Below are 17,137 nucleotides of genomic sequence, written 5' to 3'. Positions count from 1 at the left end.
CGGTAAAGCAAATGCCCGCCAGTGATGGCGGGCATTTTTTATGCACAAATACCCCATTCCTCCAATGGTAAACCGCACTCTCCAGCGGCAATGCCGCTATCCACGAACGCAATAGACCCAGCCCTTGGCGATGCGGGACTCGGCTCAGCCGGCGTCTTCGAGAAGCACGGCTCGGCCAACTCTCATCGCATTGCCTGGCCGGCACGCAGCTTGTCTCCCTTGAACACCCCAGCCACACTCCTTGCTCCTTTCATGACAGGATCCCGGTTGTCGTATGCTGGCCGGACATGGGAAGCGGCTGACAGCAAGCCCATCCGGCGGGTATGTCTGTTGGCAAGCTGGCCCCTGTTTACGCCATGACCTTCAGCCCACACGCATCCATCCCATTGAAGGGATCTCATATCCTGATGCACTCGGCCAGCGATAGCACACATAAAAAAACGCCCTCACAAGAGGGCGTTTTCAATGGTTTGATGAAGCTGACTATCAGGCTTCGCGGCTTGGCAGCGGCGCGGGATCCAGCAGGGTTTCATCTTCGGCCATACAGGCAGCTGCGGTGAACAGCACGTCGGTGGAGCTGTTGAGGGCTGTCTCGGCAGAATCTTGCAACACACCTATGATGAAGCCCACGGCAACGACCTGCATGGCGATGTCGTTGCCGATGCCAAACAGGCTGCACGCCAGCGGTATCAGCAGCAAAGAGCCACCAGCCACACCGGAGGCGCCACAGGCACTGATGGTGGCCACCACAGAGAGCAGCACAGCGGTAGCCAGATCCACTTCCATCCCCAGTGTGTGCACCGCCGCCATGGCAAGCACGGTAATGGTGATAGCGGCGCCGGCCATGTTGATGGTGGCGCCCAGCGGAATGGAGACCGCATAGGTATCTTCCGGCAGACGCAGTTTTTCACACAGCGCCATGTTGACCGGGATGTTGGCGGCGGAGCTGCGAGTGAAAAAGGCGGTCACGCCGCTCTCTTTGAGGCAGGTCAGCACCAGCGGATAGGGATTGCGTCTGATCTTCCAGAACACGATGAGCGGGTTGACCACCAAGGCGATGAACAGCATGCAACCAATCAGCACCAGCAGTAACTGGGCGTAACCGAACAAGGCATCGAAGCCGGTTTCGGCCAGAGTGGATGCCACCAGCCCCAGAATACCGAGGGGCGCGCAGCGGATCACTACCTTGACGATGGCAGAGACACCGTGGGACAGGTCGGTGATCAGGGCCTTGCTGCTGTCATTGGCGTGACGCATGGCGATGCCCAGGCCGATGGCCCAGGCCAGAATGCCAATATAGTTCGCATCCATCAGCGCCTTGACCGGGTTGGTCACTATGTTGAACAGCAAGGTTTGCAATACCTCTGTGATGCCCCCTGGCGGCGTGATGTCCGCCGTGTTGGCCACCAGATGCAGGGTGGTGGGGAACAGGAAGCTGGCAATCACCGCCACCAGGGCCGCGGCGAAGGTACCGAACAGGTAGAGGGCCAGCAGCGGGCGAATATTGGTTTTCTGGCCCTGCTTGTGGCCGATGATCGCCGCCATCACCAGCACGAATACCAGCAGCGGCGCGACCGCCTTCAGTGCACCGACAAACAGGCTGCCGAGCAGACCGACTGCTTTGGCCCATTCGGGCATGAACATGGCAAGGAGGATACCGAATACCAGACCGACCAGGATCTGGCTTACCAGACTGGTGCTGTTGACCAGTCTCATGAGGGGGTGTTGTTGTGTCATCAAATAGTCCCTGAGCACCGAAGTGCGTGAATCATTAGTCCTGTTGGCAACCACTACACCAGGCGACACCCATGTCACAGGCTGGCGTCGTCTGCCCCGGCAAGCCTTCTATTGAGCCAGTCCGGAAACACACGGGGTTACGGACAAGGAATATCCCATCTGCAATCGCTTTTTTCCACATAATCACTGAAAAATATCCGGTTTACCTCACAAAAAAACTACAACAATGCGATAACGCAATATCAACATCATCCAAATGGATGCTGTTTTCCCCTAAAGGGCCGTTCAGACATTCCCCGGCAGTGATATCATGGCAGTTTTGCGCTGGAGTCCTTGCCATGATCTCATCCCTCTTGACCCGCCACTTCGGCTTCGACCAGTTAAGGCCCGGTCAGGAGGCGGTGATCAACCGGTTGCTGGCAGGCCAGAGTGCGGCAGCCATCTTCCCCACCGGCTCCGGCAAGTCTCTCTGTTATCAACTGCCAGGACTCGCCCTGCCCCACCTGACCCTGGTGATCTCCCCCCTGATCGCGCTGATGCACGACCAGCTCGCCTTCTTGCACAGCAAGGGGATCGCCGCAGCTACCCTGGATTCGAGCCTGACGCCGGAGGAGAGCCGCCGCGTGATGCAGCAGGTCAGTGACGGTCAGCTCAAGATCCTGATGATCTCGGTGGAGCGGCTCAAGAACGAACGCTTTCGTCGCTTCATCCAGCAGGTGCCGCTGTCGATGCTGGTGGTGGATGAAGCGCACTGTATCTCGGAGTGGGGCCACAACTTTCGACCCGACTACCTCAAGCTGCCGGCTTATCGCCGTGAGCTGAAGATCCCTCAGGTATTGCTGCTGACCGCGACCGCCACCCCGGCTGTCATGGCCGACATGCAGGCCAAATTCGACATCGAGGATGAGGGACTGGTCGTCACCGGTTTTTATCGCGCCAACCTGGATCTGACGGTCGTGCCGCTGCCCGCCGAGGCGCGTGATGACTGGCTGCAAGCAGAAGTACGACGAGAGCCCACTGCCCCCACCATCGTCTATGTCACCTTGCAACACACGGCGCAGCATTGTGCCGACCTGCTGCTGCGGGCAGGGATCAGGGCAAGTGCCTATCACGCCGGGCTCGACTCGCCCCTGCGCAGCCAGATCCAGCATGACTTCATGGCTGGCAAAGTGGACTGCATTGTCGCCACCATCGCCTTTGGCATGGGGATCGACAAGGCGGACATTCGCCGGGTCATCCACTATGACTTGCCCAAATCCATCGAAAACTACAGTCAGGAAATTGGCCGTGCCGGGCGGGATGGACACCCTTCCCGCTGCATAGTGCTGGCCAATCGCGCACAGCTCCCCGTGCTGGAAAACTTCGTGTACGGGGATACGCCCGATCGCGCCGCCATAGTGACGCTGCTCGAGATCCTGTCGCAAAGTGGCAGCGAGTGGGAGTTTGGTCTGCTGCGTCTCTCCAACGACACCAACATACGTCAGTTGCCGCTCAAGACCCTGCTGGTCTATCTGGAAATGGCAGGTGTCATCATGCCAGCCTACAGCTACTTCGCCGAATATCGCTTCAAGTTCGTGCTGGACAAGGCCGAGATCCTGACCCGTTTCAATCCCGACCGACGCCAGTTTCTGGAGCAGCTGTTTGCCTGTGCACCGCAGGCGCGCAGCTGGTGCACCATGGACTTTGATGCCCTCTGGCAGGGTTATCAGGGGGAACGGCACCGTGCGGCAGCAGCCCTGGATTATCTGCAACAACAGGGCTGGATAGAGCTGGAGAGCAAGCAGATGACCGATGTCTATCGGGTGCTGCGTCAAGATGTTGATATCAATGCATTGGCAGACGAGCTCTATGCCCTGTTCGAAAAGAAGGAGTTGAGTGAACTGGCTCGGCTGCAGGCCTTGCTGGCCTTTTTTACATCAAGCCACTGCCTGAGTCAGGAGCTGGCCCGATATTTTGCCGACGAGCAGGCACCCAGCAAATGCGGGCACTGCTCCGTCTGCCGTGGCGAGGTTGCCATACTGCCGCCATTGCCGACCCTCACCCTGCCCAACGAAAAGGGGTTGCGTGCCTGGTGCGATCCCCTGATAGCCTTGTGCCACACCAGCCATCCTCGCATTCTGACCCGTTTTCTGTGCGGTATCGCCACGCCACTGACCACCCGGGTCAAGGCAAAAAGCCTGGCTGGATTTGGCCAGCTGGCGGCGCATCCCTTCGCTGAGGTGCTGGCAGCGGTATCACGGCTCTACCCCACCCCTGACAACTGATTCATGCCAGTGCACATCTACAACCCGCTGAAAAAAATAAGACCCTCGCATATGCGAGGGTCAAGCCAACGGAAACGTGCTTAAACAGAGCTTTGTATCAGCAGCCATCACTCTCTTGCTAAAGCGATGGCTGCCGACACAGGGCCAATCTAGAGCAGCAAAAATGTAGCGTCAATGTAAAAATTAGAGCTTAAACACCAAACAAGCATCATTCCGCTGACGTAAACGTAACAACCATTTCCATTCGATTTTCCTTCTTCCCTTGCCCCGTCTGCGTTACAGCCAACTGACCCGAACAATGCGTTGTCCTTTCCATTTTCTGGCAAACATTTATTTTTTATCTCTTTGACATTTACCTCACTATCGTGGCAAAAATAATTTAACAGTCAGTAACATAGGTGTGTCACTGATTGCGCCTTCCCGCATCAGGATCGGGAAGTACCCTTGCAAATTTAAACCAATAGATGGTGATGGATTACTGGGTGCTGTTGACTAGGCTTAATGAGGTAAACAGAACAAAAGTAGTGATCCACTCTTTTCAGGGTAAGCGACTATAACGAGGGCAAAGTTATGGGCATCTTCGAGCATTATCAACAGCGATACGAGAAAGCCAGGGAAGAGGAGTACAGCATCCAGGAATTTCTGGATATGTGTAAGCAGGACAAAGCCTGCTACGCCTCCGCTGCCGAACGCTTGCTGGTCGCCATCGGCGAGCCGGAAATGATCGATACTTCGGTCAATCCCAGACTCAGTCGCCTTTTTTCCAACCGCGTCGTTGCACGCTATCCCGCCTTCAAAGATTTCTACGGCATGGAAGAGGCCATCGAGCAGATCGTCTCCTACCTCAAGCACTCGGCCCAGGGGCTGGAAGAGAAGAAGCAGATCCTCTATCTGCTGGGACCGGTTGGCGGCGGCAAATCCTCTCTGGCTGAGAAGCTCAAATCCTTGATGCAAAAAGTGCCTGTCTATCGCATCAAGGGCTCACCGGTCAATGACCACCCCTTCTGTCTGTTCGACATCGAAGAGGATGGCGAGCTGCTGGAAAAAGAGTACGGCATACCGCGCCGCTATCTACGCCCCATCATGTCACCCTGGGTGGCCAAGCGGCTGCACGAGTTCGGTGGCGACATCTCCAAGTTCAAGGTAGAGAAGGTCAACCCATCCATCCTCGATCAGATTGCCATCGCCAAGACAGAACCCGGTGATGACAACAACCAGGATATCTCCTCTCTGGTCGGCAAAGTCGACATCCGCATGCTGGAGCATTATGCCCAGGATGATGCAGATGCTTACTCCTACTCAGGAGCGCTGTGCAAGGCGAACCAGGGGATCATGGAGTTCGTGGAGATGTTCAAGGCACCCATCAAGGTGCTGCATCCTCTGCTGACCGCGACCCAGGAAGGCAACTACAACGGCACAGAGGGGCTCTCCGCCCTGCCCTTCGACGGCATATTGCTGGCTCACTCCAACGAATCAGAGTGGCAGCAGTTCCGTAACAACAAGAACAACGAGGCCTTCCTCGACCGGGTCTATATCGTCAAGGTGCCTTACTGCCTGCGTGTCTCGGAAGAGGTGAAGATCTACGAAAAACTGCTGATCAACAGCGAACTGACCGATGCCAAATGTGCCCCGGGCACACTGGAACTGCTGGGTCAGTTCTCCGTCCTCTCGCGTCTGAAAGAGCCGGAAAACTCCAGCCTCTACTCCAAGATGCGGGTCTATGATGGCGAGAGCCTGAAAGACACGGATCCCAAGGCCAAGAGCTATCAGGAGTACCGTGACTACGCCGGTGTGGATGAGGGCATGAATGGTCTCTCCACCCGTTTTGCGTTCAAGATCCTCTCTCGCGTTTTCAACTTCGACCACGCGGAAGTGGCGGCCAACCCGGTACACCTTTTCTATGTGCTGGAGCAGCAGATAGAGCGCGAACAGTTCCCGCAGGAGCTGCACGATCGCTACCTTGAGTTCATCAAGGGTTATCTGACTCCGCGCTATGTGGAGTTCATCGGCAAGGAGATCCAGACCGCCTACCTCGAATCCTATTCGGAGTACGGCCAGAACATCTTCGATCGCTACGTCACCTATGCCGACTTCTGGATCCAGGATCAGGAGTACCGTGACCCCGAGACCGGCCAGCTGTTTGACCGCGCGTCGCTCAACAGCGAGCTGGAGAAGATTGAAAAACCCGCCGGGATCAGCAACCCGAAAGATTTCCGCAACGAAATCGTCAACTTCGTGCTGCGAGCCCGTGCCAACAATGCAGGCCGTAACCCCAACTGGACCAGTTACGAGAAGCTGCGCACCGTGATCGAGAAGAAGATGTTCTCCAACACGGAAGAGCTGCTGCCGGTTATCTCCTTCAACAGCAAAACCTCGGCTGAGGAGCAGAAGAAGCACGATAACTTTGTCGAACGGATGATGGAGAAAGGCTACACCCGCAAACAGGTGCGACTGCTCTCCGAATGGTATCTCAGGGTACGCAAGTCATCCTGACCCTGCCGTGGTTCAAGGGGGAGTTATGGCGCATTTTATCGACCGCAGGCTCAACGGCAAAAACAAAAGCGCTGTCAATCGGCAGCGCTTCATCCGCCGCTACAAGAAGCAAATAAAACAAGCGGTCTCGGATGCTGTCTCCAAGCGCAGCATTCAGGACGTGGACAAGGGCGAGAGCATCAGCATCCCGACCAAGGATATCGGCGAACCCCATTTCCATCAGGGGCAAGGCGGTAAGCGGGAAATGGTGCATCCCGGCAATGATCAATTCGTCTCCGGTGACAAGATTGACCGTCCCAAAGGAGGGGGCGGTGGTCAGGGTGCGGGCGAAGGTCAGGCATCCAATCAGGGGGAAGGCGAAGATGACTTCGTGTTCCAGATCTCCAAGGATGAGTATCTGGATCTGCTGTTTGAAGATCTGGAGCTGCCCCGCTTGCAGAAAACCCAGCTCAACCAGTTGATGGAGATGAAGACCTACCGGGCGGGCTACACCTCCAACGGAGTGCCAGCCAATATCAACGTGGTGCGTTCTCTGCAAAACTCGCTGGCGCGGCGCATGGCGCTGCAAGCCGGCAAGAAACGCCAGTTGCATGAACTGGAAGAGAGGATGGCCCTGCTGGCCACCGATCCCAACGAGCATTTCGCCGAAATCGCCCTGCTTGAGAAGGAGATCCGAGAGCTGAAACGGCGGATCTCTGCTGTGCCCTTCATCGACACTTTCGATCTCAAATTCAACAACTTTGTCAAACGGCCCGTGCCGTCCAGCCAGGCGGTGATGTTCTGCCTGATGGACGTGTCGGGTTCCATGGATCAGGCCACCAAGGAGATGGCAAAGCGCTTCTATATCCTGCTCTACCTGTTCCTGAGCCGGACCTACAAGAACGTGGAAGTGGTCTACATTCGCCATCACACCCAAGCCAAGGAAGTGGACGAACACGAGTTCTTCTATTCCCAGGAGACGGGCGGCACCATAGTCTCCAGCGCACTCAAGATGATGAACGACATCATCAACGAGCGTTACCCGGCCAACCAGTGGAACATCTATGCGGCGCAAGCATCCGATGGTGACAACTGGGCTGATGATTCGCCGCAATGCCGGGAGATCCTGACCCGGGATATCATGCCGCGGGTGCGGTACTACTCCTATATAGAGATCACCACCCGCGCCCACCAGACCCTGTGGCACGAGTACGAGTCGGTGGCCAGCCAGTTCCCCCACTTCGCGATGGAGCACATTCGCAAGGTCGAGGATATTTATCCGGTATTCCGGGAGCTGTTCAAGAAGCAAGCGGCGTGAGGGAAGTCATATGGTAGAAACCGCAAGAAAAATACCGCCACTGGACGATGGCCCGGATTGGAACTTCGATCTGCTGGAGACTTATCATCAGGAGATAGCCCGGGTCGCCAGGTTCTATCGACTGGATACCTACCCCAATCAGATCGAAGTGATCACCGCCGAGCAGATGATGGATGCCTACTCCAGTGTCGGTATGCCCATCGGCTATCAACACTGGTCATTTGGCAAACGCTTCATCCATACCGAGCGCAACTACAAGCGCGGCCAGATGGGGCTGGCCTATGAGATCGTCATCAACTCGGATCCCTGCATCGCTTACCTGATGGAGGAGAACACGATGCCGATGCAGGCGCTGGTCATGGCGCACGCCTGTTATGGTCACAACTCTTTTTTCAAAAACAACTATCTGTTCAAAACCTGGACCGATGCCTCCTCCATCATCGACTATCTGCTGTTTGCCAAAAACTACATCACAGAGTGCGAAGAGAAACACGGCATTGATGCGGTGGAAAAGTTGATCGACTCCTGTCATGCCCTGATGAACTTCGGGGTGGACCGTTACAAGCGGCCCCAGAAGATCTCGCTGGCAGAGGAGAAGCGCCGCCAGAAGGCACGGGAAGATTATCTGCAGACTCAGGTGAATGAGCTGTGGCGCACCCTGCCCAAGCAGCACAAAGCCTCCGGCGTTGAAGACAGACGCTACCCGGCCGAGCCCCAGGAGAACATTCTCTACTTCATCGAGAAGAATGCCCCTCTGCTCGAACCCTGGCAGCGCGAGATAGTGCGCATAGTGCGCAAGATCAGTCAGTACTTCTACCCGCAGAAACAGACTCAGGTGATGAATGAAGGCTGGGCCACCTTCTGGCACTACACCATCCTCAACCACCTGTATGACGAGGGCAAGATCAGCGATCGCTTCATGATAGAGGTGCTGCACAGCCACACCAACGTGGTATACCAGCCCCCCTACAACAGCCGCTACTACTCAGGGATCAACCCCTACGCCCTTGGCTTTGCCATGTTTACTGATCTGCGCCGCATTTGCGAAAACCCGACCGAGGAGGACAGGTACTGGTTCCCCGATTATGCCGGCACCAACTGGGTCGATACCCTGCATTTTGCCATGCAGAACTTCAAGGACGAGAGCTTCATCAGTCAGTTCCTCAGCCCCAAGGTGATGCGGGAAATGAAGCTGTTCGCCATCGACGATGATGACTTGAAGAACTATCTCAAGGTATCTGCCATTCACAATGAGGAGGGTTATCGGCTGGTACGCAATACCCTGTCAGCTCAATACAACTTGAGCAACCTGGAGCCCAATATTCAGGTCTATAACGTGGCGGTGAAGGGAGATCGCTCATTGACCCTGCGGTATGTGCCGCACAACCGGATCCCCCTTGGAGACTCACGCCACGAGGTGCTCAAGCATCTGCACCAGCTGTGGGGATTCGATGTGGTGCTGGAGCAGGATAACGGCGACTTGCCTGCCGACATCATAGGTCGCTGCCCTGACAAAAAACTGCTCTGAGACCACATTCAACCATAAAAAAACGCGCCAGAAGGCGCGTTTTCTCTTTGCATCAACAATCAGTTGTCACACAGATTGCTCGGCATGTCCTGGCGCAGACGGGTCCACAACTTGCCAGACTCGATACCGTACTGGCGTACCGTCATGAACACTGCTTCATGATTCTTGGTCTCGGCCAACCCCAACAAGACCTTGTAGTAGGCATCCGCCGTTTCACGAGCCTGCTTGTCAGAGAAATAGTAACGCCCGACCCGGCTATACAATCCCTTGAAACCATTGAGGATCAGGGCATAGATAGGATTGCCGGAGGCAAAGGCGAGCTGGTGATGCAGACGATAATCAAACTCCGCATACGCTTCCGGGGTACTGTCTACCGCATTGGCACCGCGCAGTATCTCGGCTGCTTGATCCGGGTTGTTGCGAATGGCACCACGAATGAAGATGGTGCAGATGTTGGTTCGTGCCGACAGCAACTGCGCCACCAGATCCGGCACTTTGTCCTGATCCAGACGGGCCAGGGTTTCCAGGATGTTGAGACCCGAGGTCTCCCAGAAATTGTTTACCTTGGTCGGCTTGCCATGCTGGATAGTGAGCCAGCCATCGCGGGCCAGACGCTGAAGCACTTCGCGCAAGGTAGTACGAGTCACCCCGATAAGCTCGGACAGCTCACGCTCGGCCGGCAGTATGGATCCTGGAGGAAAGCGATTGTTCCAGATGGACTCGATGATGTATTCCTCGGCAAACCCTGCAGGGCTCTGCGCTTTTATGACCATGTAGTGACTCTGTTTAGTGCGTAAAAAGGCCCACGAATAATAGCAAAGCAAAAAAGGCTGGCAAGCAGAAGGTCAGTCCTCTGCTCACATAAGCAGAACTTGATGTTAAATAAATGTATTAAATATCGAGAAAGGCGCCAAGCAACGCCACCCCCTGTCGATAAAACAGACATTATCTTGGGCAAGGGGCACTATGTTATTTATAGTTAGTGCTCTTTTTGATTAAAATCATGAAGAATCAATCTGATATGGGACAGCATCCGGATATTTAAGGACGAGTCTGTCTTGACTGCACAGAAGCAGACACCAACAACGAAACAGAGATCCATTATTATGCCAATCAGCTTAGGGAACGCATTTGCCAAGAACTTTTTGGGTCATGCGCCAAAGTGGTACAAGAGCGCAATTCTGTTATTTCTGGTGATCAACCCGATCGCCTTTTATCTCGATCCCTTTGCTGCCGGCTGGCTGCTGGTCGTCGAATTTATCTTCACCCTGGCAATGGCGCTCAAATGCTACCCACTGCAGCCCGGCGGCCTGCTGGCCATTGAAGCCGTACTCATCGGCATGACCTCGGCAGAGCAGGTCAAACATGAACTGGTGGCCAACATTGAAGTGCTGCTGCTGCTGGTGTTTATGGTGGCAGGCATCTACTTCATGAAGCAACTACTGCTCTATGTGTTCACCAAGATGCTGATCCGGATCCGTTCCAAGACGCTGCTCTCTCTGGCGTTCTGTCTGGTGTCAGCCTTTCTGTCAGCCTTCCTTGACGCACTGACCGTGATCGCCGTGGTGATCAGTGTGGCAACCGGTTTCTACGCTATCTACCACAAGGTGTCGTCTGGCAAGAGTTTTGGTCATGAACATGACCATACCCATGATCAGGAAGTGCAGGAGGATCACCATCAGGCGCTCGAGCAATTTCGAGCCTTTCTTCGCAGCCTGATGATGCACGCCGCCATAGGGACGGCACTGGGAGGGGTTTGTACTCTGGTGGGTGAACCGCAAAACCTCATCATCGGCGAGCAGGCGGGTTGGTATTTTGGCGAATTCGCTATTCGTATGGCCCCCGTCTCTCTGCCTGTTTTTATCTGTGGTCTGCTTACCTGCGTGCTGGTGGAGAAGATGGGATGGTTTGGCTATGGCGCCAAATTACCCAACTCGGTACGCATGATCATGGAAGAGTACAACCGTCATGAGGATGCCAAACGCACTCCTCAGGACAAAGCCAAACTGATGGTACAGGCACTGATTGCTATCTGGCTGATCATCGGCCTCGCCATGCATTTGGCCGCCGTTGGGCTGATCGGGCTGTCGGTCATAGTGCTGGCAACCTCACTGACTGGCATTACCGATGAGCACTCGCTGGGCAAGGCATTCCAGGAGGCGCTGCCCTTCACCGCCCTGCTCGCCGTCTTCTTCAGCGTGGTCGCTGTCATCATCGATCAGCAGCTGTTCAGACCGGTGATCCAGTGGGTACTGGCCGCAGAGCCGGACGATCAACTCGCCCTCTTCTATCTCGCTAACGGCCTGCTCTCCATGGTCAGTGACAACGTCTTCGTCGGCACAGTCTACATCAACGAGGTCAAGACAGCCCTGCTCAACAAGGCTATCAGTCGCGAACAGTTCGACCTGCTGGCGGTTGCCATCAATACAGGTACCAACCTGCCCTCAGTGGCGACCCCCAATGGTCAGGCTGCCTTCCTGTTCATGCTGACCTCGGCACTGGCCCCCCTGTTGCGACTCTCCTATGGTCGCATGGTGTGGATGGCGCTGCCTTACACCCTGGTGCTGGGGCTGGTCGGTTTCTTCGCGGTAGAACTGCTGCTTGCACCTACCACAGAGTGGTTCTATCAGGCCGGGTGGATCCTGCCTCACAGCGTTGCACCTGCTGCGCTACCTGCACTGCACTAAAGACCAAGGGCCCATGCGGGCCCTTTCTTTTTTGGCTATGTCCCAATTACGTGTTGCACGGGGTGCCCCAGCGCCTCGTGCAAACACGCTTTGATATTTCCCCCTTCCGTAACGTTCCAGCATCCTGCGCCAAGCCGGATAATTTCCCAGGCAATGGGTCGCCACTCAATCCGTTCTTTCAACTGACGGTGATACTCGTTCACATGTTGGATCTGGTATCAGCTCAACTTGGCGGTTACGCGCTGTCTTCAAAGCAATCACCTGCCAAGATAAGCCTTACAACACACAATGGATTCGTCTCACCATGCGGGATTGGGACAGCACCTTTCTTTTTATCCCCTGCTCTGCTCTAATTCAGCCACTGTTTTTTCTGTGAGATCAACCAGATGATTGAGTTCCTGCGTCGTATTGCCGCCCATCGACTGGCATGGGGTCTGCTTGCCGCGTCCGCTTTGTTCCTTGAGTTGAGTGCCCTCTTCTTCCAATATGTGCTGGGTCTGCACCCGTGCGTCATGTGCGTGTACGAGCGCCTCGCCATCCTGGGTGTACTCTCGGCAGGCTTGCTCGGCATGGTGGCACCAGAGAAGTGGTATGTCCGCTGGAGTGCCCTCTTGCTCTGGGGCTACAGTGCCTTCCGTGGCCTTCAGCTGGCACTGAAGCACGTGGATTATCAGATGAATCCTTCCCCATTCAACGTCTGCAGCCCTTTTGCCGACTTCCCCAGCTGGGCTCCTCTCGATCAGTGGCTGCCCTGGCTATTCTTCCCGGATGGAGATTGCAGCGAGATCAGCTGGCAGTTCCTGAGCTTCTCCATGCCTCAGTGGCTCGTTGCCATCTTCGCCGCCTACCTGCTGGTGTTTGTGGTCGTGGCCATCGGCAATCTGGTCAAGGGGCGATGCTGCAGTTAATCCAGAGTAGCAAGCAGAAAAAGGGAGCCATTGGCTCCCTTTTTCAATCAACTTCTATGACCTCACCCGCTTCCTACACCCCTTCTTCATGGGGCTGAATACCATCTTTGCCGCCTGCCTCTGGCGTTTGTGATCCTGGCCATCGGCAACCTGCTCAAGGTGCACCACTGCGGCCGAGCCAGTGTTCACACAATAAAAATGGGAGCCAGTGGCTCCCATTTTTATGACCTGCCCGTCAGCGATGCGCCGATCAGGATGCTGCCTTGCTGGCATGCATCCTGGCCTTTGCCATGCCGATGACCATGGGCAACAAGGAAATAAAGATGATGCCGAAGATGAGCAGCGTAAAGTTCTGACGCACCACGGGCAAGTTGCCAAAGAAGTGGCCGGCATACACGAAGGAAATAACCCACAGCAGCCCCCCCACCAGGTTGAATACCAGGAAGCGCGGATAGGTCATTGCCCCCATGCCTGCAACGAAGGGAGCAAAGGTGCGCACGATCGGCAGGAAACGGGTGATGATTATGGTCTTGCCACCATGGCGATCGTAAAAGGCGTGAGTCTTGTCCAGATAATCCCGACGGAAGATTTTGGAGTCAGGGTTGCGGAACAGCTGCTCGCCGAAGAAGTGACCAATGGTGTAGTTGACCACGTTGCCCAGCACGGCAGCGATGATCAGCAGGGCCGCCAGGGTATTAACATCCAGCACACTGCCCACAGTGAGGGCACCGGCAGCAAACAGCAGTGAGTCACCCGGCAGGAAGGGAGTGACCACAAGCCCTGTCTCGCAGAAGATGATCAGGAACAGGATGGCATAAACCCAGACACCATAGTTTTCAAAAAGTTCTCTCAAATGCACGTCAACGTGCAGAATAAAGTCAATCGCAAACAGGATCAGATCCATTTTTTCATACTCATGAAGTGAACGGCGTGGAGTCTACGCCAATGCATTCAGGGTCACAATCTTCCCATTGCGCTCTTTTTAATCAACGAAAGGCGAAACTCAATCGATTCCCTTTTTATCCAAAAAATCATAAATAACCAACGCCTGTTCACCCCTGATTAAGGGGGAGACTGGTTCAGTCTCGTTTATCCAGTGTCAGCCTGACATGTTCGGGCAGGCACTTCTCCCATCCCCACAACAAAAGCAGCAGCAGGGTCAGGTCATCACACCAGCCAAGCAGGGGAACCACATCGGGGATGAGATCTACCGGGCTGAGGCCATACAGCAGTATGAGGATCACCAGCCCCTTTGCCCACCAGGGAGTGGCAGGATGGCGAAAGCCCTGATAGAGACGGCGCATGCGCCGCCAGATGAGCCAGCGTTTGCCATTCGGCTTGTTGTTCAACTCTCGATCAACTCGTGGCGCAGCCGCTGGATCTGATCTCGCAGCGCCGCTGCCTGCTCGAACTCCAGATCCCGCGCATGCTGGAACATCTGCTCTTCCATCCGCTTGATCTCTTTGGCGATCTCGCTGGCGGAGCGAACATGGTACTCCCCTTGTGGCTCGGCAGCCTTGCGACCTCCCCTGCCCGCCTTGCCTGCACTGCGGCTGCCCCCCATGTCCATCACATCCCCCACCGACTTGTTGAGCCCTTTGGGGGTGATGCCGTGTTCGAGGTTATGGGCATGCTGCAGGGTGCGACGACGCTCCGTCTCCTCAATGGCTACTCTCATGGAGTTGGTGATGGAATCCCCGTACAGGATCACCTTGCCGTTGAGGTTGCGGGCGGCGCGGCCAATAGTCTGAATGAGGGAGCGTGTGGAGCGCAGGAAGCCCTCTTTATCCGCATCCAGGATGGCCACCAGAGAGACCTCCGGCATGTCGAGCCCCTCTCGCAGCAGGTTGATACCGACCAGCACGTCAAACTTGCCGAGGCGCAGATCGCGAATGATCTCCACCCGCTCTACGGTATCGATATCCGAGTGCAGGTAGCGCACTCTAACATCATGATCCGCCAGGTATTCGGTCAAATCCTCCGACATCCGCTTGGTGAGGGTCGTCACCAGCACCCTCTCCTCCACCGCGACCCGCAGCCGGATCTCGGAGAGCAGGTCGTCCACCTGGGTGGTCACCGGGCGCACTTCTATCTCGGGATCAAGCAAACCGGTTGGGCGAACCACCTGCTGCACCACGTCATCGCCGGATTTGCCCAGCTCGTAGGGGCCAGGGGTAGCCGAGACAAACACCGTCTGCGGCATCAGGGCCTCGAACTCATCGAACTTGAGGGGCCGGTTGTCGAGTGCCGAGGGCAGACGAAAGCCGTACTCCACCAGCGTCTCCTTGCGGGATCTGTCCCCTTTGAACATGGCGCCGATCTGCGGCACCGTCACGTGGGATTCGTCGATGATGAGCAGGCCATCCCCTGGCAGGTAGTCAAACAGGGTGGGCGGCGGCTCCCCCGGTGCACGACCGGAGAGGTAGCGGCTGTAGTTCTCGATACCGGAGCAGTAGCCCAGCTCCTGCATCATCTCCATGTCGAACTGGGTGCGCTGGCTGATGCGCTGCTCCTCCACCAGCTTGTTGAGAGACAGCAGCTGTTCCCGGCGGCTTTTCAACTCCTCCTTTATATGCTCGATGGCACCCAGAATGGTTTCGCGCGGGGTGGCGTAGTGGGTCTTGGGATAGATGGTATAGCGCACCACCGTCTGCTCGATGGCACCGGTCAGGGGATCGAACTGGGAGAGCCGCTCCACCTCTTCATCAAACAGCTCCACGCGCAGCGCCAGCTTGTCCGACTCGGCGGGATAGATGTCGATGACCTCCCCCCTCACCCGAAAGGTACCGCGCTGGAATGCCATATCATTGCGGGTGTATTGCAGCTCGGCGAGACGACGCAGTATATCCCGCTGGTTGATCACGTCCCCGACTTTGAGGTGCAGCATCATGCTGAGGTAAGCCTGGGGATCCCCCAGACCATAGATGGCCGACACGGACGCGACTATGATGACATCCCGCCGCTCCAGTAACGCCTTGGTGGCCGACAACCGCATCTGCTCGATGTGATCATTGATGGAAGCATCCTTCTCGATGAAGGTGTCCGTGGTCGGTACATAAGCCTCGGGCTGGTAGTAGTCGTAGTAGGAGACGAAATACTCCACCGCATTCTCGGGGAAAAACTCCTTCATCTCGCCATAGAGCTGGGCAGCCAGCGTCTTGTTGGGGGCCATGATCATGGTGGGGCGGTTCAGGGTCGCGATCACGTTGGCCATGGTGAAGGTCTTGCCCGAACCTGTCACCCCGAGCAGGGTCTGATGGGCCAGGCCGGATTCGATGCCATCAAGCAGACGGGCGATCGCCTCTGGCTGATCCCCTGCAGGTTGAAACTGGCTGGCCAACTGAAATAACTTGCTCATGACAACTCCCGGCAAAAAACGGCAAGGAAGAAGTGTACTCCGAGTTGGGGTGGCCTGGGTATCCACTCTCCTGCCCAAGCGGCTATTGACCTCAAAAAGCGACCTCTGTATGATGCCCCTCCTTGCCTGATGTTCCCCCGTAGTTCAGTCGGTAGAACGGCGGACTGTTAATCCGTATGTCACTGGTTCAAGTCCAGTCGGGGGAGCCAATTCCTCACCATCTCGGTGCAAGTTATCCACTTTAGTGCTTTCCTCTGCCGATTTTAATGCACAAGCCGCTCACTGCGGTGACATCCCCCATTTGTCTCCCTGTCCATGCCAGCAGCGTTTTGTTCTGTTGCGCCTAACTATTTGATTTTTATAGAAACATTTTTCTTCCGGTATTTTTTGAACAGTCCTTGCAACCCAGTATTGGCGCGGCCTGCAGCCTGATCGCCAAGTTTCACACACAGGGTTATCCACAGAATCTGTGGGTAAGTCAGTCAAACCCAGTCACTGCCTAGCTTGGCAGGCCATTGCCATCGACCGGCTCCGATTTCTCTTCCCAACCTCATTTTCTGCTGTTTTTGAATGCCCCCCTAAATGGGTCGAAACACCGGCCATCAGATGCCTTTTCCAGATATCTTTTCGCTATCCCGCGAACAGTGGGTCAGCATCCGTACCTGCCCCTTGAACCGGTTCCTGACTCCTCCCCCGCTCTTCAGTCAGATATGCTGAAAAACCGCGAAACGACTCTCCCAAACAGCAGGGAATAAATTTTCAAGCCGGTCATGCGGACAAGGATCACAGATAGCAGGAATCACTAATTGACAGCGGGGCTGACAGCGCGAAATAGAGCGGATCTTCCTGGTTGCCCCGCGTTTTC

At 55.7% G+C, this 17,137-nt stretch carries 11 protein-coding genes, 1 tRNA gene and 1 pseudogene; 7 read left to right on the top strand and 6 right to left on the bottom strand.

What is annotated here, in order from left to right; all coding sequences use genetic code 11:
- Positions 1-486: 486 nt before the first annotated feature.
- Positions 487-1,737 (bottom strand): serine/threonine transporter SstT, encoded by a 1,251-nt coding sequence (gene sstT / locus AACX78_RS11665; RefSeq protein ID WP_159166294.1) that lies wholly within the window; start codon positions 1,735-1,737, stop codon positions 487-489.
- A 338-nt stretch (positions 1,738-2,075) separates the two neighbouring features.
- Between sstT and AACX78_RS11660 the strand changes: the two genes are divergently transcribed.
- From AACX78_RS11660 to AACX78_RS11645, 4 genes are all read left to right on the top strand, one after another.
- The gene (locus AACX78_RS11660; RefSeq protein WP_159166293.1) at positions 2,076-4,001 is read left to right on the top strand and encodes a RecQ family ATP-dependent DNA helicase; all 1,926 of its coding nucleotides are present in this window, start codon (positions 2,076-2,078) and stop codon (positions 3,999-4,001) included.
- Positions 4,002-4,571: 570 nt separating this feature from the next.
- Entirely contained in the window at positions 4,572-6,494 is a 1,923-nt protein-coding gene (locus AACX78_RS11655) for a PrkA family serine protein kinase (RefSeq protein WP_021138270.1), read from the top strand.
- Between the two features lie 25 nt (positions 6,495-6,519).
- On the top strand, positions 6,520-7,791 hold the full coding sequence (locus AACX78_RS11650) for a YeaH/YhbH family protein (protein WP_058394461.1): 1,272 nt from the start codon (positions 6,520-6,522) through the stop codon (positions 7,789-7,791).
- 10 nt (positions 7,792-7,801) lie between these two features.
- On the top strand, positions 7,802-9,319 hold the full coding sequence (locus AACX78_RS11645; RefSeq protein WP_159166292.1) for a SpoVR family protein: 1,518 nt from the start codon (positions 7,802-7,804) through the stop codon (positions 9,317-9,319).
- 59 nt (positions 9,320-9,378) lie between these two features.
- Here the strand turns inward: AACX78_RS11645 and fadR are convergent, their stop codons facing one another.
- Positions 9,379-10,092 (bottom strand): fatty acid metabolism transcriptional regulator FadR, encoded by a 714-nt coding sequence (gene fadR, locus AACX78_RS11640; RefSeq protein ID WP_059113755.1) that lies wholly within the window; start codon positions 10,090-10,092, stop codon positions 9,379-9,381.
- Positions 10,093-10,425: 333 nt separating this feature from the next.
- Between fadR and nhaB the strand changes: the two genes are divergently transcribed.
- The gene (gene nhaB, locus AACX78_RS11635; protein WP_099993480.1) at positions 10,426-12,006 is read left to right on the top strand and encodes a Na(+)/H(+) antiporter NhaB; all 1,581 of its coding nucleotides are present in this window, start codon (positions 10,426-10,428) and stop codon (positions 12,004-12,006) included.
- Between the two features lie 35 nt (positions 12,007-12,041).
- On the opposite strand, the pseudogene AACX78_RS11630 reads toward nhaB, so the two are convergent.
- Positions 12,042-12,224, bottom strand: a pseudogene (locus tag AACX78_RS11630) (IS1595 family transposase); the annotation flags it as partial.
- A gap of 168 nt (positions 12,225-12,392) precedes the next feature.
- On the opposite strand from AACX78_RS11630, the gene dsbB reads away from it, so the two are divergent.
- A complete protein-coding gene (gene dsbB / locus AACX78_RS11625) occupies positions 12,393-12,914 on the top strand; it encodes a disulfide bond formation protein DsbB (protein ID WP_159166291.1) in 522 nt (173 codons plus the stop codon).
- A gap of 250 nt (positions 12,915-13,164) precedes the next feature.
- Here dsbB and AACX78_RS11620 read toward each other — a convergent pair whose 3' ends face one another.
- From AACX78_RS11620 to uvrB, 3 genes are all read right to left on the bottom strand, one after another.
- A complete protein-coding gene (locus AACX78_RS11620) occupies positions 13,165-13,818 on the bottom strand; it encodes a DedA family protein (RefSeq protein WP_159166290.1) in 654 nt (217 codons plus the stop codon).
- A 175-nt stretch (positions 13,819-13,993) separates the two neighbouring features.
- A complete protein-coding gene (locus AACX78_RS11615) occupies positions 13,994-14,218 on the bottom strand; it encodes a YkvA family protein (protein WP_087757344.1) in 225 nt (74 codons plus the stop codon).
- Between the two features lie 41 nt (positions 14,219-14,259).
- Positions 14,260-16,272, bottom strand: a complete 2,013-nt coding sequence (gene uvrB / locus AACX78_RS11610) for an excinuclease ABC subunit UvrB (protein ID WP_125606855.1) — start codon at positions 16,270-16,272, stop codon at positions 14,260-14,262.
- 133 nt (positions 16,273-16,405) lie between these two features.
- Here uvrB and AACX78_RS11605 point away from each other — a divergent pair.
- A tRNA-Asn gene (locus AACX78_RS11605) sits at positions 16,406-16,481 on the top strand.
- Positions 16,482-17,137: the final 656 nt, after the last annotated feature.

The sequence above is a fragment of the Aeromonas sp. 9A genome (assembly GCF_963900955.1).
Classification (GTDB): domain Bacteria; phylum Pseudomonadota; class Gammaproteobacteria; order Enterobacterales; family Aeromonadaceae; genus Aeromonas; species Aeromonas salmonicida.
Note: the sequence above shows the minus strand (reverse complement) of the source record. Positions and strands in the feature narration are given on the sequence as shown.